At 62.9% G+C, this 17,991-nt stretch carries 12 protein-coding genes, 1 rRNA gene and 1 pseudogene; 13 read left to right on the top strand and 1 reads right to left on the bottom strand.

Translation table 11 applies throughout. From position 1 onward, the window contains the following. Positions 1-146: 146 nt before the first annotated feature. The 10 genes and pseudogenes from FXN65_RS17275 to FXN65_RS17225 all read left to right on the top strand — a co-directional run bounded on the left by FXN65_RS17275 (position 147) and on the right by FXN65_RS17225 (position 15,002). Positions 147-1,409, top strand: coding sequence for an MFS transporter (locus FXN65_RS17275; protein ID WP_151134671.1), 1,263 nt, complete (start codon positions 147-149; stop codon positions 1,407-1,409). A gap of 43 nt (positions 1,410-1,452) precedes the next feature. After that, entirely contained in the window at positions 1,453-2,844 is a 1,392-nt protein-coding gene (locus FXN65_RS17270) for a NarK family nitrate/nitrite MFS transporter (protein ID WP_212632350.1), read from the top strand. Positions 2,845-2,911: 67 nt separating this feature from the next. Continuing rightward, the gene (locus FXN65_RS17265) at positions 2,912-6,667 is read left to right on the top strand and encodes a nitrate reductase subunit alpha (protein ID WP_151134668.1); all 3,756 of its coding nucleotides are present in this window, start codon (positions 2,912-2,914) and stop codon (positions 6,665-6,667) included. A gap of 11 nt (positions 6,668-6,678) precedes the next feature. Further along, positions 6,679-8,217, top strand: a complete 1,539-nt coding sequence (narH, locus tag FXN65_RS17260) for a nitrate reductase subunit beta (protein WP_151134665.1) — start codon at positions 6,679-6,681, stop codon at positions 8,215-8,217. 2 nt (positions 8,218-8,219) lie between these two features. Next, positions 8,220-8,975: a nitrate reductase molybdenum cofactor assembly chaperone gene (gene narJ / locus FXN65_RS17255; protein WP_151134663.1), complete on the top strand. Its 756-nt coding sequence runs from the start codon at positions 8,220-8,222 to the stop codon at positions 8,973-8,975. After that, positions 8,968-9,663, top strand: coding sequence for a respiratory nitrate reductase subunit gamma (gene narI, locus FXN65_RS17250; protein WP_151134661.1), 696 nt, complete (start codon positions 8,968-8,970; stop codon positions 9,661-9,663). Before narJ ends, narI begins: the two co-directional genes overlap by 8 nt. 70 nt (positions 9,664-9,733) lie before the next feature. After that, the gene (locus tag FXN65_RS17245) at positions 9,734-10,699 is read left to right on the top strand and encodes a peptidylprolyl isomerase (protein WP_151134659.1); all 966 of its coding nucleotides are present in this window, start codon (positions 9,734-9,736) and stop codon (positions 10,697-10,699) included. Positions 10,700-10,804: 105 nt separating this feature from the next. Continuing rightward, positions 10,805-11,797: a GTP 3',8-cyclase MoaA gene (gene moaA, locus FXN65_RS17240; RefSeq protein ID WP_151134657.1), complete on the top strand. Its 993-nt coding sequence runs from the start codon at positions 10,805-10,807 to the stop codon at positions 11,795-11,797. Positions 11,798-11,968: 171 nt separating this feature from the next. Next, positions 11,969-14,176 (top strand): annotated as a pseudogene (locus FXN65_RS17235) (ribonucleoside triphosphate reductase). Positions 14,177-14,264: 88 nt separating this feature from the next. After that, on the top strand, positions 14,265-15,002 hold the full coding sequence (locus FXN65_RS17225) for an anaerobic ribonucleoside-triphosphate reductase activating protein (RefSeq protein ID WP_151134651.1): 738 nt from the start codon (positions 14,265-14,267) through the stop codon (positions 15,000-15,002). Here FXN65_RS17225 and FXN65_RS28280 read toward each other — a convergent pair. Then, positions 14,974-15,300, bottom strand: coding sequence for a hypothetical protein (locus tag FXN65_RS28280; protein WP_244620787.1), 327 nt, complete (start codon positions 15,298-15,300; stop codon positions 14,974-14,976). The two genes, FXN65_RS17225 and FXN65_RS28280, sit on opposite strands and share 29 nt — an antisense overlap. On the opposite strand from FXN65_RS28280, the gene FXN65_RS17220 reads away from it, so the two are divergent. The 3 genes from FXN65_RS17220 (at position 15,190) to FXN65_RS17210 (ending at position 17,950) form a co-directional block, all read left to right on the top strand. Continuing rightward, complete coding sequence (locus FXN65_RS17220) at positions 15,190-15,543, top strand: SpoIIAA family protein (protein WP_226284418.1); 354 nt, start codon at positions 15,190-15,192, stop codon at positions 15,541-15,543. The genes FXN65_RS28280 and FXN65_RS17220 overlap by 111 nt on opposite strands. A 108-nt stretch (positions 15,544-15,651) precedes the next feature. After that, positions 15,652-15,813 carry a hypothetical protein gene (locus FXN65_RS27965; protein ID WP_178119352.1) on the top strand — a complete coding sequence of 54 codons (162 nt, stop codon included), beginning with the start codon at positions 15,652-15,654 and terminating at the stop codon, positions 15,811-15,813. A 601-nt stretch (positions 15,814-16,414) separates the two neighbouring features. Beyond that, positions 16,415-17,950: ribosomal RNA gene (locus FXN65_RS17210) — 16S ribosomal RNA — on the top strand. The last annotated feature ends 41 nt before the right edge of the window (positions 17,951-17,991 follow it).

Below are 17,991 nucleotides of genomic sequence, written 5' to 3'. Positions count from 1 at the left end.
TTAGTTGGGCATCGCCTACCTACCACTTTGGTGGTAGATGGCGGAATGGTAGGGCTGTGTCCGCCGTTGGCTCCTTGATCCAGGTCAAGGGAAATCAGCCGTCGGGAAATAGCCTGCCGCCATGAAAGCCGCTTGGGAGAGCGTTCATGGCGAGCAGGAAAGTGCAACAGGGATTGGTGCTGGGGATGAGTACCGCAGCGTTCACCATCTGCTTCATGGTGTGGATGATGTTCGCGGTGCTCGGCGTGCCCATCAAGGAACTGTTGCAGCTCAACGAGACCCAGTTCGGCCTGCTGGCTTCCACACCGGTGTTGACCGGGTCGCTGGTGCGCCTGCCGCTGGGCATGCTCACCGACCGCTTCGGCGGCCGCATCGTGTTCTTCGTTCTGATGCTGGTGTGCGTGCTGCCCCTCTACCTGATCAGCCAGGCGACGGAGTACTGGCAGTTCCTGGTGCTTGGCCTGTTCGTCGGCCTGGCCGGCGGCTCCTTCTCGGTGGGCATCGCCTACGTCGCCAAGTGGTTCGACGCGTCCAACCAGGGCCTGGCCATGGGCATCTTCGGCGCGGGCAACGCCGGTTCGGCACTGACCAAGTTCGTCGCCCCGGCGATCATCGCCGCGGCCAGCTGGCAGATGGTGCCCAAGGTCTACTCGGCGATCATGTTCGTCACGGCGCTGCTGTTCTGGTTCTTCAGCTACGACAACAAGACCCATCGGGTGGCCGATGGCGTGTCACTGGCCGAGCAGCTGAAGACCCTGAAGGACCCGCGCGTGTGGCGCTACTGCCAGTACTACTCGATTGTCTTCGGCGGCTACGTGGCCCTGGCCCTGTGGATGACCAGGTACTACGTGCAGGAATACGACTTCAGCCTGCAGGGCGCGGCGCTGCTGGCTGCCTGCTTCTCCCTGCCGGGTGGCGTGCTGCGCGCCATCGGCGGCTGGATGTCGGACAGGTGGGGCGCGCACAGCGTGACCTGGTGGGTGATGTGGGTCAGCTGGATCTGCCTGTTCATCCTGTCCTATCCGCAAACCGACTTCACCGTGCACACCGTCGACGGGCCGCGCACTTTCCACATCGGCCTCAACGCCTGGATGTTCACCGCGCTGATGTTCGTCATGGGCATCTCCTGGGCCTTCGGCAAGGCCTCGGTGTTCAAGTACATCTCCGACGAGTTTCCCGATCGCATGGGCGCCGTGTCCGGCATCGTCGGGCTGGCCGGCGGCCTGGGTGGCTTCGTCCTGCCGATCCTCTTTGGCGCCCTGGTGGACCTCACCGGCGTGCGCAGCTCCTGCTTCATGCTGATGTACGGCGTGGTCTGGGTCTCCCTGATCTGGATGTACTTCAGCGAGGTTCGCAAAACCCCTGTCATGGGTACGGGTTCGTCCGCCCCCATGAGTTCCGCTTCCTGACGCTTCTAGGAGACAGAGCATGTCCGCAACCAAGAATCCGGCCATGAGGCAGCCGCCCCGGCAGGGGGCGGCGATCGAGGACTGGCGCCCGGAGGACCCGCATTTCTGGGGAACCACGGGAAAGGCCATCGCCACCCGCAACCTGTGGATTTCGATTCCCGCGCTGTTCCTGGCTTTTGCCGTGTGGATGGTATGGAGCACGGTGATCGTCCGCCTGAACGCCATCGGTTTCACCTTCAGCACCGACCAGCTGTTCTGGCTGGCAGCGTTGCCGGGGCTGTCCGGCGCGACCCTGCGCGTTTTCTACTCGTTCATGGTGCCGGTGTTCGGCGGCCGGCGCTGGACCGCGCTGAGCACCGCTTCGCTGCTGATACCGGCGGTGTGGATGGGCATTGCCGTGCAGAACCCGGCCACGCCCTACAGCGTGTTCGTGATCATCGCCCTGCTGTGCGGCTTCGGCGGCGGCAACTTCGCCTCCTCGATGTCCAACATCAGCTTCTTCTATCCCAAGTCCCAGCAGGGCACCGCCCTGGGCCTGAACGCCGGACTGGGCAACCTGGGTGTCTCGGCCATGCAGTTCCTGGTCCCGCTGGTGATCGGCTTCGGCCTGTTCGGTGCGCTTGGCGGCAAGCCGCAGGAACTGGCCGACGGTAGCCAGCTGTGGCTGCAGAACGCCGGCCTGATCTGGGTTCCGATGATCTGCGCGGTGATGGTGGCGGCCTGGTTCGGCATGAACGACCTGGCCTCGGCCCGTGCTTCCTTCTCCGAGCAGGCGGTGATCTTCAAGCGCAAGCACAACTGGCTGATGTGCTGGCTGTACCTGGCCACCTTCGGTTCCTTCATCGGTTTCGCCGCGGCTTTCCCGCTGCTGATAAAGACGTCCTTCCCGGAAGTCACCGCCTTGCGGTTCGCCTTCCTTGGCCCGTTGGTAGGCGCCCTGGCACGGCCGCTGGGTGGCTGGGTGGCGGACAGGCTGGGCGGCGCGCGGGTCACCCTGTGGAACTTCGTGGTGATGATCGCTGCGGTGTTCGGGGTCATCGCTTTCCTGCCCCATGGCGGGGAGGAGGGCAACTTCTACGGTTTCCTGGCCATGTTCATGCTGCTGTTCGTTGCCACCGGCATCGGCAACGGCTCGACCTTCAGCATGATCCCGGTGATTTTCCGCACCCTGCATGAGCACCTCAGTGCCGGCAAGGGCACGGCGGCCAGGGAGCAGGCGCTCAAGTCCGCCGGCAAGGAGTCGGCCGCGGTGCTCGGTTTCAGCTCGGCCATCGGGGCGTTCGGTGCCTTCTTCATTCCCAAGTCGTTCGGCAGCTCCATCGCCCTCACTGGAGGGCCGGAGGTCGCCCTGTACGTGTTCGTCGGCTATTACGCGAGCTGCATCCTGGTTACCTGGTGGTGGTACTCGCGCAAAGGCGCGGAAACCCCCTGTTGAGTTCGCCTTCAAGAAAGATGACGAGCGCAGGGGCAACTGCCTGCGCTCAGCCTGAGAGGAAAAGTAAATGAGCCATCTACTCGACCAGCTGCGCTTCTTCAATCGCAAGCAAGGAGAGTTCGCCGACGGTCATGGCGAGACGCGCAAGGAGTCGCGTGACTGGGAGAACGTCTACCGCTCGCGCTGGCAGTACGACAAGATCGTGCGTTCCACCCACGGGGTGAACTGCACCGGGTCCTGTTCCTGGAAGATCTACGTGAAGAACGGCCTGATCACCTGGGAGACCCAGCAGACCGACTACCCGCGCACCCGCAACGACCTGCCCAACCACGAACCGCGCGGCTGCCCGCGCGGCGCCAGCTACAGCTGGTACATCTACAGCGCCAACCGCCTGAAGTATCCCAAGGTACGCAAGCCGCTGCTCAAGCTGTGGCGCGAGGCGCGCCGCAGCCTGGCGCCGGTGGAGGCCTGGGCCAGCATCGTCGAGGATCCGGTCAAGGCCGCCAGCTACAAGAGCAAGCGCGGCATGGGCGGTTTCATCCGCTCCAGCTGGAGCGAGGTCAACGAGATCATCGCCGCCGCCAACGTCTACACGGTCAAGCGGTATGGCCCGGATCGGGTGATCGGCTTCTCGCCGATCCCGGCCATGTCGATGGTCAGCTACGCCGCCGGCAGCCGCTATCTGTCGCTGATCGGCGGGGTGTGCCTGTCGTTCTACGACTGGTACTGCGACCTGCCGCCGGCCTCGCCGCAGGTGTGGGGTGAGCAGACCGACGTGCCGGAGTCCGCCGACTGGTACAACTCCAACTACATCATCGCCTGGGGCTCCAACGTACCGCAGACCCGGACCCCGGACGCCCACTTCTTCACCGAGGTGCGCTACAAGGGCACCAAGACCGTGGCCATCACCCCGGACTATGCGGAAGTCGCCAAGCTCACCGATCTCTGGCTCAACCCCAAGCAGGGTACTGACGCGGCACTGGCCCAGGCCTTCGCCCACGTCATCTTCAAGGAATTCCATCTGGAGAAGCCCAGCGCCTACTTCCGCGACTACGCCAAGCGCTACACCGACCTGCCGATGCTGGTGCTGCTGGAGGAGAAGGACGGCAGCCACGTCGCCGACCGTTTCCTGCGCGCCTCCGACCTGACCGGCAATCTCGGCCAGGACAACAACCCCGAGTGGAAAACCATTGCCATGGATGCCAGCGGCGAGCTGGTGTCGCCGCAGGGCGCCATCGGCTACCGCTGGGGCGAGAAGGGCAAGTGGAACATCGAGGCCCGCGAGGGCAGGGAAGGTCGCGAGGTCGATCTGCAGCTTACCCAGGTCGATGACGGCGAGGCCGTGGAGGTCGCCTTCCCGTACTTCGGCGGCCTGAGCCACGAGCACTTCAGTCACGTTGCGGGCGAGGAAATCCAGCTGCGCCGCGTGCCGGTCAAGAGCCTGACCCTGGCCGATGGCCGCAGCGTGAAGGTCGCCACCGTATTCGATCTGATGGCCGCCAACCTCGGCATCGACCGGGGCCTGGGCGGCAAGCACGTCGCCAGCAGCTATGACGATGCCGGCGTTCCCGGTACACCGGCCTGGCAGGAGCAGATCACCGGGGTTTCACGCGAGAAGGTCATCCAGGTCGCTCGCGAATTCGCCGACAACGCCGACAAGACCCATGGCCGTAGCATGATCATCGTCGGGGCGGCGATGAACCACTGGTACCACATGGACATGAACTACCGTGGCCTGATCAACATGCTGATGTTGTGCGGCTGCGTGGGTCAGACCGGTGGCGGCTGGGCCCATTACGTCGGCCAGGAAAAGCTGCGTCCGCAGTGCGGCTGGCTGCCCCTGGCCTTCGGCCTCGACTGGCACCGTCCACCGCGGCAGATGAACGGCACCAGCTTCTTCTACAACCACAGCTCGCAGTGGCGCCACGAGAAGATGAGCATCCACGAGGTGCTCTCGCCGCTGGCCGACAAGTCGCGGTTCCCCGAGCACATGCTCGACTACAACATCCGCGCCGAGCGCGCCGGCTGGCTGCCCAGCGCACCGCAGTTGAACCGCAACCCGCTGCAGATCACCCGTGATGCCGCGGCGGCCGGCATGGAGCCCGCGGACTACGTGGTCAAGTCACTGGCGGACGGCAGCCTGCGCTTCGCCTGCGAGCAGCCGGACAACCCGGACAACTTCCCGCGCAACATGTTCATCTGGCGCTCCAACCTGCTGGGCTCATCCGGCAAGGGCCACGAGTACATGCTCAAGTACCTGCTGGGCACACGTAACGGGGTGATGAACGAGGACCTCGGCAAGCGCGGCGGCTTCAAGCCAGAGGAAGCCGAGTGGGTGGACGAGGGCGCCATCGGCAAGCTCGACCTGGTGACCACCCTCGACTTCCGCATGTCCTCCACCTGCGTGTATTCCGACATCGTCCTGCCGACCGCCACCTGGTACGAGAAGGACGACATGAACACCTCGGACATGCACCCCTTCATCCACCCGTTGTCGGCGGCCATCGATCCGGCCTGGGAGGCGCGCTCCGACTGGGAGATCTACAAGGGCATCGCCAAGGCTTTCTCGGCAATGGCTGAGGGGCACCTGGGCGTGGAGAAGGACCTGGTCACCGTGCCGCTGCTGCACGACACCCCCGGTGAACTGGCGCAACCATTCGGCGGCAGCGACTGGAAGACTGCCGGCGTCACCCCGCAACCGGGCAAGAACTGCCCGAACATCACGGTCATCGAGCGCGACTACCCGAACACCTACAAGAAGTTCAGCTCCCTGGGTCCGCTGCTGGACAAGCTGGGCAACGGCGGCAAGGGCATTACCTGGAACACCGAGCACGAAGTCGAGTTCCTCGGCAAGCTGAACTACAAGGTGCGCGAGGAAGGCGTCAGTCAAGGCCGGCCGAAGATCGAGACGGCCATCGACGCGGCCGAGGTGATCCTCAGCCTGGCGCCGGAAACCAATGGTCACGTCGCGGTGAAGGCCTGGGCCGCGCTATCGGAATTCACCGGCCGCGACCACACCCACCTGGCCCTGCCCAAGGAACACGAGTCGATCCGCTTCCGCGACATCCAGGCGCAGCCGCGCAAGATCATCTCCAGCCCCACCTGGTCGGGGCTGGAAGACGAGCACGTCAGCTACAACGCGGGCTACACCAACGTTCACGAGCTGATCCCGTGGCGCACCCTCACCGGCCGCCAGCAGTTCTACCAGGATCACCCCTGGATGCTGGCCTTCGGCGAAGGCCTGCAGAGCTACCGGCCGCCGATCAACACCCGTTCGACCGGTTATGTGAAGGGCAAGATGTCCAACGGCAACCCGGAGATCTGCCTGAACTGGATCACTCCGCACCAGAAGTGGGGCATCCACAGCACCTACAGCGACAACCTGATCATGCTGACCCTGAGCCGCGGCGGCCCGATCGTCTGGATGAGCGAGATCGACGCGAAGAAGGTCGGCATCGAAGACAACGACTGGATCGAGTGCTTCAACGCCAACGGCGCGCTCACCGCTCGCGCGGTGGTCAGCCAGCGGGTCAAGGAGGGCATGGTGATGATGTACCACGCCCAGGAACGCATCGTGAACGTGCCCGGCGCCGAGAGCACCAGGACCCGCGGCGGCCACCACAACTCGGTGACCCGCGTGGTCCTCAAGCCCACCCACATGATCGGCGGCTATGCCCAGCTGGCCTATGGCTTCAACTACTACGGCACCGTGGGTTGCAACCGCGACGAGTTCGTCGTGGTGCGCAAGATGAACAAAGTGGACTGGCTGGACGGGCCCGATGGCGACGCCCTGCCACAACCGCTGCCGACCGAGATTGAGTGAGGAGTGATGCCATGAAGATCCGTTCACAAGTGGGCATGGTCCTTAACCTGGACAAATGCATCGGCTGCCACACCTGCTCGATCACCTGCAAGAACGTCTGGACCAGTCGCGAAGGCATGGAGTACGCCTGGTTCAACAACGTCGAGACCAAGCCCGGTATCGGCTATCCCAAGGAATGGGAGAACCAGGAGAAATGGAAGGGCGGCTGGGTCCGCAACAAGGATGGCTCGATCAACCCGAGGATCGGCGGCAAGTTCCGCGTGCTGGCGAACATCTTCGCCAACCCGGACTTGCCGAGCATCGACGACTACTACGAGCCGTTCGACTTCGACTACCAGCACCTGCATACCGCCCCGCTGGGCGACCACCAGCCGGTGGCGCGCCCTCGCTCGGTGATTTCCGGCCAGCGCATGCAGAAGATCGAGTGGGGCCCGAACTGGGAGGAAATCCTCGGCACCGAATTCGCCAAGCGGCGCAAGGACAAGAACTTCGACCAGGTGCAGGCCGACATCTATGGCGAGTACGAAAACACTTTCATGATGTACCTGCCGCGCCTGTGCGAGCACTGCCTGAACCCGGCGTGCGCCGCGTCCTGCCCCAGCGGCGCGATCTACAAGCGCGAAGAGGACGGCATCGTCCTGATCGACCAGGAGAAATGCCGCGGCTGGCGCATGTGCATCAGCGGCTGCCCGTACAAGAAGATCTACTTCAACTGGAAGAGCGGCAAATCCGAGAAGTGCATCTTCTGCTACCCGCGCATCGAGGCGGGCATGCCGACCGTGTGTTCGGAAACCTGCGTCGGCCGGATTCGCTACCTGGGCGTGCTGCTGTATGACGCCGACCGTATCCATGAGGTGGCCAGCACCCCGAGCGAGCAGGACCTGTACCAGAAGCAGCTGGAAATCTTCCTCGATCCCCATGATCCCAAGGTCATCGAACAGGCGTTGAAGGACGGCGTGCCCAGGTCGGTCATCGAGGCCGCGCAGAAGTCGCCGGTATACAAGCTCGCTGTCGACTGGCAGCTGGCCCTCCCGCTGCACCCGGAATACCGCACCCTGCCGATGGTCTGGTACGTGCCGCCGCTGTCGCCGATCCAGAATGCCGCCGCCAAGGGCAGCGTCAGCATGGACGGCGTGTTGCCGGACGTGGACAGCCTGCGCATCCCGGTGCGCTACCTGGCCAACCTGCTCACCGCCGGCGACGAGAAGCCGGTCAAGCTGGCCCTCAAGCGTCTGCTGGCGATGCGCGCCTACAAGCGTGCCGAGCAGGTCGACGGCGTGCAGGATCTCAAGGTGCTGGAGTCGGTCGGCCTGAGCGTCGCCCAGTGCGAGGACATGTACCGCTATCTGGCCATCGCTAACTACGAAGATCGTTATGTGATTCCCACCGCGCACCGTGAAGAGGCCATGAGCGACGCCTTCGCCGAGCGCTCGGGCTGCGGTTTCAGTTTCGGCAGCGGCTGCAGCGGCAGTTCGGACACCAACATGTTCGGCGCCAGGAAGGCCAACCGCCGCGACATCCTCAAGACCGTGCAACTGTGGGAGGACTGAATATGCGCATTCTCAAGGTGATTTCCCTGTTGCTGGACTATCCCGACGAGGCCTTGCAAGGCGCCCGTACCGAGTTGCACGAGGCAATCGGCAGTGCCCGCGAGATCAGCCCTGAGCAGCGGAGTCTGCTGATCGCGCTGCTCGACGAACTGGCCGGCGACGAGCTGATGGATGTGCAGGAGCGTTACTCCGAGCTGTTCGACCGTGGCCGCGCGCTGTCGTTGCTGCTGTTCGAGCACGTGCATGGCGAGTCCCGCGATCGTGGCCAGGCCATGGTCGACCTGATGGCCCAGTACGAGGCCGCCGGCTTTGCCATCGGCGTGCGCGAGCTGCCGGACTACATCCCGCTGTACCTGGAATTCCTCGCCAGCCGCGAGGACCTGGAAGCCCGCGAGGGCCTGGCTGACGTGGCGCATCTGCTGGCCTTGCTGGCGGCGCGCCTGGAAGAGCGCCGGAGCGCCTACGCGGCCTGCTTCCGTGCACTGTTGCAAATCGCTGGCGAGCAGCCGGCAGCGGCGGTGGAGCAGGTGCGCGAGCGGGTAGCCGGCGAGCAGCGCGATGACAGCCTGGAGGCTCTGGACAAGGTGTGGGAGGAGGAGGCCGTCGATTTCCTCCAGGCCGAGCAGCAGGAACGCTGCCCGAGCCAGCCCGGCCTGCCAGGCAAGGCCCGCGAGGAAGTGCCCGTGCCGCTGCACTGGGTGGGGTTCAAGCAAGACGGGCAGGCCGCTGCGCCGGCCCGGGAGGTTCGCAATGTCTAACGTCAATCTGCTGCTGTTCGGGATTTATCCCTACGTTGCCCTGGCCATCTGCATCATCGGCAGCTGGGCGCGATTCGACCTCGCGCAGTACAGCTGGAAAGCCGGTTCCAGCCAGGTGTTCAACCGTACGCCGGCCGAGCATCGCTACATGCGCATCGCCAGCAACCTGTTCCACGTCGGCGTGCTGTTCATCCTCGCTGGCCATTTCGTTGGCCTGCTGACGCCCGAGGCGGTGTATCACACGGTCATCAGCACCGCGAACAAGCAACTGCTGGCGATGGTCTCCGGGGGCTTCTTCGGCGTTCTCTGCCTGATCGGCCTGTTGATGCTGCTGTACCGCCGTCTCAACGATCCGCGCGTGCGCGCCAGTTCCAACCTGTCCGACATCCTCGTCCTGTTGGTGTTGCTGGCGCAGTTGGTGCTCGGCCTGCTGACCATAGTTGCCTCCGCCCAGCACCTGGATGGTTCGGTCATGGTGCTGCTGGGCAACTGGGCGCAGGCGGTGGTCACCCTGCAGCCGCAGGTCGCGGCGGCGAACATCGCTCCGGTGGGGCTGGTGTACAAGCTGCACGTATTCCTCGGCTTGAGCCTGTTCGTGCTGTTCCCCTTTACCCGCCTGGTGCACATCGTCAGTGCGCCGGTGTGGTACTTGGGGCGGCGCTACCAGATCGTCCGGCAGAAAGGTTGAAACGACTCCGGTCCACCGGGCATTCCGGCGGACCGGGTTCACCAGGTTGAAGCGAAGCGGAGAACTCATCATGGGATGTGGATGCGGCGGTAACGGTAATGGTGGTGGCTGCGGCGGAGGGCTGCAGCCGCTGCCCGAGGCGCTGGCGAGCGCGCCGGTGGTGCAGGAAGTGGTGCCCGAGTCGCGTCCCGAGACGGACGAGGCACTGAAAGAGGAGGACGAGGCACCAGGTGAGCTGATCGCCAGCAGTGAGCAGGAATGGCCGCGGATCAAGGTCAATGGTGTGCGCATCGCGCCCGAAGCCATCGCCCGCGAGTTGCAGTATCACCCGGCCGGCAGCCGCCGGGAGGCGGTGTTCCTGGCCAGCCAGGCACTGGTGATCCGCGAGTTGCTGCAGCAGCGCATCGCCGAGTTGGGCCTGCGGGTGCGGGCGCAGGCGGGGGAGAGCGAGGAGGAGGCCGCGACCCGCGCGCTGATCGAGCGCGAGGTACCCCTGCCAAGCGCCGATGAGGCGGCCTGCCGGCAGTTTTTCGCCAACAACCGTGAGCGCTTTGCCAGCGCTCCGCTGCTGGCTGTACGGCATATCCTGCTGGCCTGCCCGCCGGAGGATGCCGAAGAACGTAGCCGTACCCGCGAACGTGCCGAGGCTTTGCTCGGCGAACTGACCCGCGACCCGACGCGTTTCGCCGAACTGGCCGCCGCCCATTCGGACTGCCCGTCTGGCGATCAGGGTGGCGCCCTCGGCCAGCTCAGCAAGGGGCAGACTGTGCCGGAGTTCGAGCGTCAGCTGTTCCGCCTGCCGCCGGGGCTGGCGGGGCGGCCGCTGGAGAGCCGCTACGGTTTCCATCTGGTCTGCGTCGATCAGCGCATCGAGGGCCAGCCGCTGCCTTACGAAGCCGTCGAGTGCAGCATCCGCGACGAGCTCGATCAGCGCGTCTGGCAGTCGGCGGTGAAGCAGTACCTGAAGGGGCTGGTCGGTGCAGCGGACATCCAGGGCATCGTAATCGAGGCGGCCGACTCCCCGCTGGTGCAGTGACATCCGCTTCCCCCGGAGCTCATTCGGGGGCTGATCGCAAGCATCGCCCGGAAGAGCTTCCTCTCTTCCGCTGGCGGGGGAGAAGCCGGGAAAGGTAATCCAACGATGGACACACAACTGCGGGATGGCTTCGGCCGCCGCATCGACTACCTGCGTATCTCCGTGACCGATCGTTGTGACTTCCGCTGCGTGTATTGCATGGCCGAGGACATGAAGTTCCTGCCGCGCCAGCAAGTACTCACGCTGGAAGAGCTGGAACGGTTGGCGCGCCTGTTCGTGGCCAACGGGGTGAAGAAGATCCGTCTGACCGGCGGTGAACCGCTGGTGCGTCCCGGCATCGTCGGCCTGTGCGAGCGCATCGCTGCGCTGCCTGGGCTGCGCGAGCTGGTGATGACCACCAACGGTTCGCAGCTGGGAAAACTGGCCCGGCCGCTGGCCGACGCGGGAGTCAGACGTCTCAACATCAGCCTCGATACGTTGCGTCCCGAACGCTTCAAGGCCATCACCCGTACCGGCGACCTGGCCCAGGTACTGGCCGGCATCGACGCGGCGCGTGAAGCCGGTTTCCAGCGCATCAAGCTCAACTGCGTGGTGATGCGGGGACGCAACGATGACGAAGTAGTGGAGCTGGTCGACCATGCGCTGGCGCGTGGCCTGGACATCAGCTTCATCGAGGAAATGCCATTGGGTGACGTCGGTCGTTCGCGCGGTGAGAGTTTCTGCTCCAGCGACCAGGTACGCGAACTGATCGGGCAGCGCTACAGCCTGCTCGACAGTGCCGAGCAGAGCGGCGGACCGGCACGCTATGTGCGCCTGGCGGGCTATCCGGACAGCCGCATCGGTTTCATATCGCCCCATAGTCACAACTTCTGCGCCACCTGCAACCGGGTGCGCCTGACCGTGGAGGGACGCTTGCTGCTGTGTCTCGGCCACGAGCATTCCCTCGACCTGCGTGCCTTGTTGCGCCGTTATCCGGAGTCGGACGCGCCGCTGCTTCAGGCGATTCAGGCCGGCCTGGCGCACAAGCCGTTGCGCCATGAATTCAGCGCCTCCGGCGAAGTGCAGGTGTTGCGCTTCATGAACGCCAGCGGCGGCTGATCGACAGCAGGCGTCGCTCGGCGCTTGCTGTCGGCCCGCATTTCCTCCCCGCAAGCGACTTTTTCCCAACTTGATTGCAATCAATTTTTGTTTCGTTGCTCTGGGGATAATTCGCTGCATATTGTGTTTTCAAATTTAAAAAACACCATATGTTGCGATCTGGAGGTGTGAATGAGTACCCGGAAAACGATGCCCAGGCCACGGACCCTGTTCAAGCGCGATGGCAGCGAAGTCTCTTTCGATGAATCCAAGATCCAGCGCGCCATCCTGGCGGCAGGCCTGGCCACCGGAGAGCTCGCCGCCGACCAGTCCGAGGCACTGACGATAGCCGTGCTGGCCCGTCTGCCGGGGCTGCAGAGTCTGGATGTCGAGCAGGTGCAGGACAAGGTCGAGCTGGTACTGATGGAAGGCGGATACTACGCCACCGCACGTGCCTACATCGTCTACCGCGAGCGCCACGGCCGGTTGCGCCGTGACCGCAAGCACCTGGTGGACGTGGCGGCGTCGATGAACGAATACCTCAACCGGGAGGACTGGCGGGTGCAGGCCAATGCCAACCAGGGCTATTCCCTGGGCGGGCTGATTCTCAACGTCTCCGGCAAGGTCACTGCCAATTACTGGCTGGACGAGGTGTACAGTGCGGAGATCGGAAAGGCCCACCGTGAGGCCGACCTGCACATCCACGACCTCGACATGCTGGCTGGCTACTGTGCCGGCTGGTCGCTGCGCAGCCTCTTGCACGAGGGCCTGAACGGCGTACCGGGGCGGGTCGAGGCCGGGCCGCCGAAGCACCTGTCCAGCGCCTTGGGGCAGATGGTCAATTTCCTCGGTACCCTGCAGAACGAATGGGCCGGCGCGCAGGCGTTCAGCTCGTTCGATACCTACCTGGCGCCCTATGTACGCAAGGATGGCCTGGGTTACGCCGAGGTGCGCCAGTCGTTGCAGGAGTTCATCTACAACCTCAACGTGCCGTCGCGCTGGGGCACCCAGACGCCCTTCACCAACCTGACCTTCGACTGGGTCTGTCCAGAAGACCTGCGTGAACAGGTGCCGGTGATCGGCGGCCGGGAGATGTCTTTCCGCTATGGCGAGCTGCAGGCCGAGATGGACCTGATCAACCGTGCCTACATCGAGGTGATGATGGCCGGCGACGCCCGGGGGAGGGTGTTCACTTTCCCGATCCCCACCTACAACATCACCCACGACTTCCCCTGGGACAGCGACAACGCCACGCGCCTGTTCGAGATGACTGCGCGTTATGGCCTGCCGTATTTCCAGAACTTCCTCAACTCGGACATGCAGCCCAATCAGGTGCGCTCCATGTGCTGTCGCCTGCAGCTGGACGTTCGCGAGTTGCTCAAGCGCGGCAATGGCCTTTTCGGCTCGGCCGAGCAGACCGGATCACTGGGGGTGGTGACCATCAACTGCGCGCGTCTGGGCTTCCTCTACCGGGATGATGTCGAGGGCCTGTCCAAGCGGCTGGACGAGCTGCTGCGCATGGCCTTCGAGAGCCTGGAGGTCAAGCGCAAGGTGATCCAGCATCACATGGACGCCGGTCTCTATCCCTACACCAGGCGCTACCTCGGCACGCTGCGCAACCATTTCTCCACCATTGGCGTGAACGGGCTGCACGAGATGGTGCGCAATTTCACCGCCGACCGCGAAGGCATGCATACCGAGGCGGGGCGGCAGCTGGCGCTTAGCCTGCTGGACCATGTGCGGGCACAGCTGGTGGAGTTCCAGGAGGAAAGCGGCCATCTGTACAACCTCGAGGCGACCCCGGCGGAAGGCACTACCTACCGCTTCGCCAAGGAAGATAGAAAGCGTTTCCCCGGCATCCTCCAGGCCGGTACGCCAGAGGCGCCTTACTACACCAACTCCTCGCAGCTGCCGGTGGGCTTCACCGACGACCCTTTCCAGGCCCTGGAGCTGCAGGACGCCCTGCAGTGCAAGTACACCGGCGGCACCGTGTTGCACCTGTACATGGCCGAGCGTGTGTCTTCGGCCCAGGCCTGCAAGGAACTGGTGCGCACGTCCCTGAGCCGCTTCCACCTGCCTTACCTGACAGTGACGCCGACCTTCTCCATCTGCCCGGTACATGGCTACCTGGCCGGCGAACACGAATTCTGTCCGAAGTGCGACGAGGTGCTGTTGCAGAAGCAGCAGTGCTGCGGCGCGTGCAACTGATCCACGAACCCACCCACAGCAAGGAGCAACATCATGAACGCAACCGTGCAACTCCCCGAAGACCAGCGCCAGCGCTGCGAAGTCTGGACCCGCGTCATGGGCTACCACCGTCCGGTGGCGGCCTTCAATCCGGGCAAGCAGTCGGAGCATCGCGAACGGCGCCATTTCAACGAACCCGGGGGACGAAACTGAGGGATTGAATCCGTCATACAGTCCGATCATTCCCTCTCGACGGCCTGCCCGGGATTCCGGGCGGGCCCTCGCGTTTGCGGAGACCGTCATGCACGCCGATTGCCAGAATTCCGTCCGTCCCGCCGGCAGCAAACGCTCGCTGCGGATCGGCGGGCTGTTGCCGATGACTACCCTCGACTATCCGGATCACCTGGCCTGTGTGCTGTTCTGCCAGGGCTGCGCCTGGAACTGCCGTTATTGTCACAATCCCGAACTGATCCGCCGTGGGGCGAAGCCTGCCATGAGCTGGGGGCAGGCCCTGGCCTTCCTCAAGCAGCGGCAGGGACTGTTGCAGGCAGTGGTGTTCAGTGGCGGCGAGGCCACCCTGCAGCCAGCCTTGCCGCAGGCCATGCGCGAGGTTCGTGCCCGTGGTTTCAAGGTCGGCCTGCACAGCGCCGGCATCAAGCCCGGCGCGCTGCGGCGGGTGCTGCCGCTGTGCGACTGGGTGGGGTTCGACGTCAAGGCACTCGAGGAGGACGTACCACTGATCACCGGCGTGGCCGGCAGCGGGCGGGCCAATTGGGATAGCCTGGATCTGCTGCTGGCCAGCGGAGTCGCCTACGAGTGCCGCACCACCGTGCATTGGCGCCTGTTCGACCCACTGCGCGTGCGGCGTCTGGCCGAGCGTCTTGCCGGTCTCGGCGTGGAACGGTTCGCGGTGCAGCTTGCACGGCCGGGGCAGATGCTGGACATGAGCCTCGGCGCGGCACCGACCCCGGACGAGGCCGACGAGTTGTGGGCTTACCTGGGGCAGCTGTTCAGGCGCTTCGAACTGCGCGAAGCCTGAGCCAGGGGCGCCGCCCGCAAGCAGCAGTCGGACCCCGGTGGTTGTCCGGGGTATTGCCGAAAAGCACGATTTCTTCGCGGCCGGCATGGGCGATTTTCTTGCCGTCGGCGATCACCTTGTCGTTTTCAGCAGGCGGCGTATTGTGAAAGTCACTCTCCCTTCTGGAGGTGTTGCTATGTTCCAGGTAATGCGAATTGGCGAGAACCGTATCGATGTCAACTTTGCCGGCAAGCTGGATAGCAGTGAAATGCGAACCGGAATAGAACAATTGGCGCAGCAGTCCGAAGGCATCGCTCATGGCCGGATGCTGTATCGGGTTGGTGAATTCAAGATGCCTACGCTGGGAGCAATGGCGGTTGAGGTGTCCCAGATTCCGCAGTTGTTCAAGGTGGCCAGGCGTTTCGATCGAATGGCGGTCGTGGCCGACAAGGAATGGGTGAGGAAGGTGAGCGAGGTCGAGGGAGCGCTGATTCCGGGGCTGACGATCAAGGCATTCGGTTCACAGCAAACAGCCGAAGCCGAAGCATGGCTACAGCACTAGCCCTGCCAGGTTCCGCCCGACATGCGCCGCCTTTGGGCGGCGCTTCTATTTCCGGCCTGTGCTCAGGCACAGATATAACCCGCTGCGAGTGAGGGAGGTGGCGCAGGCATGATCCGTGGCCCGAATGCCGGGGTGCTATTGGTGGGGCTGATGGTTTCAGTGGTTGTGTTCTTGGTGGCCCAGGCATTTTCCAAGAACCTGTTCCTCTTGTTTCTGCCGCTCGTGTTCGTTGGAACGGTCTGCTGGAAGTGGCCTACCCGGCGGGACTGATTTCGGCCTGCGAGGCGCTGGCATGCCGTATGGAGCTTGGGCAGATGCCCTCTATATATAGGGGAGGGCGCGGAGGCTGTTTGAACGGGATGACGAAAAGTTTTCAATTAAGTGTTGACGGCAGATTCTGCGTCCCTATAATGCGCCCCACTTCCGGCGCAGCCGCCACGCAAAACTCCTTGTAGATCAATGGGTTAAGTGTTTGGAGAGCGTGCTGGAAGGTTCCGCTTCGAAAGGTTCGCCGGTGGCGAATGAAGCTGAATCGGAGGTGTTGACAGCAAGTTGTAACGCTGTAGAATGCGCCTCCCGCTGACGAGAAGAGTGAATCGGATCGGAAGCGCAAGCGGTTGAGTAGAAACGAAAATTTCGAAAAACAGCTTGACAGCAAGAACGGCTAGCGTAGAATGCGCGGCCTCGGTTGAGACGAAAGACTTGATCGAAACGCTCTTTAACAACTGAATCAAGCAATTCGTGTGGGTGCTTGTGAGGTAAGACTGATAGTCGACTGATTATCAGCATCACAAGTAACACTCGTGAATTCGAGAGTTTATTTGCGATTGCTGAGCCAAGTTTAGGGTTTTCTCAAAACCCAAGCAGTATTGAACTGAAGAGTTTGATCATGGCTCAGATTGAACGCTGGCGGCAGGCCTAACACATGCAAGTCGAGCGGCAGCGGGTCCTTCGGGATGCCGGCGAGCGGCGGACGGGTGAGTAATGCCTAGGAATCTGCCTGGTAGTGGGGGATAACGTTCGGAAACGGACGCTAATACCGCATACGTCCTACGGGAGAAAGTGGGGGATCTTCGGACCTCACGCTATCAGATGAGCCTAGGTCGGATTAGCTAGTTGGTGGGGTAAAGGCTCACCAAGGCGACGATCCGTAACTGGTCTGAGAGGATGATCAGTCACACTGGAACTGAGACACGGTCCAGACTCCTACGGGAGGCAGCAGTGGGGAATATTGGACAATGGGCGAAAGCCTGATCCAGCCATGCCGCGTGTGTGAAGAAGGTCTTCGGATTGTAAAGCACTTTAAGTTGGGAGGAAGGGCAGCTAGTTAATACCTGGTTGTTTTGACGTTACCAACAGAATAAGCACCGGCTAACTTCGTGCCAGCAGCCGCGGTAATACGAAGGGTGCAAGCGTTAATCGGAATTACTGGGCGTAAAGCGCGCGTAGGTGGTTCAGCAAGTTGGAGGTGAAATCCCCGGGCTCAACCTGGGAACTGCCTCCAAAACTACTGAGCTAGAGTACGGTAGAGGGTGGTGGAATTTCCTGTGTAGCGGTGAAATGCGTAGATATAGGAAGGAACACCAGTGGCGAAGGCGACCACCTGGACTGATACTGACACTGAGGTGCGAAAGCGTGGGGAGCAAACAGGATTAGATACCCTGGTAGTCCACGCCGTAAACGATGTCGACTAGCCGTTGGGATCCTTGAGATCTTAGTGGCGCAGCTAACGCGATAAGTCGACCGCCTGGGGAGTACGGCCGCAAGGTTAAAACTCAAATGAATTGACGGGGGCCCGCACAAGCGGTGGAGCATGTGGTTTAATTCGAAGCAACGCGAAGAACCTTACCTGGCCTTGACATGCTGAGAACTTTCCAGAGATGGATTGGTGCCTTCGGGAACTCAGACACAGGTGCTGCATGGCTGTCGTCAGCTCGTGTCGTGAGATGTTGGGTTAAGTCCCGTAACGAGCGCAACCCTTGTCCTTAGTTACCAGCACCTCGGGTGGGCACTCTAAGGAGACTGCCGGTGACAAACCGGAGGAAGGTGGGGATGACGTCAAGTCATCATGGCCCTTACGGCCAGGGCTACACACGTGCTACAATGGTCGGTACAAAGGGTTGCCAAGCCGCGAGGTGGAGCTAATCCCATAAAACCGATCGTAGTCCGGATCGCAGTCTGCAACTCGACTGCGTGAAGTCGGAATCGCTAGTAATCGTGAATCAGAATGTCACGGTGAATACGTTCCCGGGCCTTGTACACACCGCCCGTCACACCATGGGAGTGGGTTGCTCCAGAAGTAGCTAGTCTAACCGCAAGGGGGACGGTTACCACGGAGTGATTCATGACTGGGGTGAAGTCGTAACAAGGTAGCCGTAGGGGAACCTGCGGCTGGATCACCTCCTTAATCGAAGACATCAGCTTCTTCATAAGTTCCCACACGAATTG

This window comes from Pseudomonas lalkuanensis (assembly GCF_008807375.1).
In the GTDB taxonomy this organism is placed as follows: Bacteria; Pseudomonadota; Gammaproteobacteria; order Pseudomonadales; family Pseudomonadaceae; genus Metapseudomonas; species Metapseudomonas lalkuanensis.
This window is presented reverse-complemented; position numbering and strand designations above follow the sequence as displayed.

Excerpts from the sequence above, each read along its gene's own strand:
- FXN65_RS17275 (WP_151134671.1), top strand. The coding sequence starts at position 147 with ATGGCGAGCAGGAAAGTGCAACAGGGATTGGTGCTGGGGATGAGTACC.
- FXN65_RS17270 (WP_212632350.1), top strand. The coding sequence starts at position 1,453 with ATGAGGCAGCCGCCCCGGCAGGGGGCGGCGATCGAGGACTGGCGCCCG.
- FXN65_RS17265 (WP_151134668.1), top strand. The coding sequence starts at position 2,912 with ATGAGCCATCTACTCGACCAGCTGCGCTTCTTCAATCGCAAGCAAGGA.
- narH (WP_151134665.1), top strand. The coding sequence starts at position 6,679 with ATGAAGATCCGTTCACAAGTGGGCATGGTCCTTAACCTGGACAAATGC.
- narJ (WP_151134663.1), top strand. The coding sequence starts at position 8,220 with ATGCGCATTCTCAAGGTGATTTCCCTGTTGCTGGACTATCCCGACGAG.
- narI (WP_151134661.1), top strand. The coding sequence starts at position 8,968 with ATGTCTAACGTCAATCTGCTGCTGTTCGGGATTTATCCCTACGTTGCC.
- FXN65_RS17245 (WP_151134659.1), top strand. The coding sequence starts at position 9,734 with ATGGGATGTGGATGCGGCGGTAACGGTAATGGTGGTGGCTGCGGCGGA.
- moaA (WP_151134657.1), top strand. The coding sequence starts at position 10,805 with ATGGACACACAACTGCGGGATGGCTTCGGCCGCCGCATCGACTACCTG.
- FXN65_RS17225 (WP_151134651.1), top strand. The coding sequence starts at position 14,265 with ATGCACGCCGATTGCCAGAATTCCGTCCGTCCCGCCGGCAGCAAACGC.
- FXN65_RS17220 (WP_226284418.1), top strand. The coding sequence starts at position 15,190 with ATGCGAATTGGCGAGAACCGTATCGATGTCAACTTTGCCGGCAAGCTG.
- FXN65_RS28280 (WP_244620787.1), bottom strand. The coding sequence starts at position 15,300 with ATGAGCGATGCCTTCGGACTGCTGCGCCAATTGTTCTATTCCGGTTCG.
- FXN65_RS27965 (WP_178119352.1), top strand. The coding sequence starts at position 15,652 with ATGATCCGTGGCCCGAATGCCGGGGTGCTATTGGTGGGGCTGATGGTT.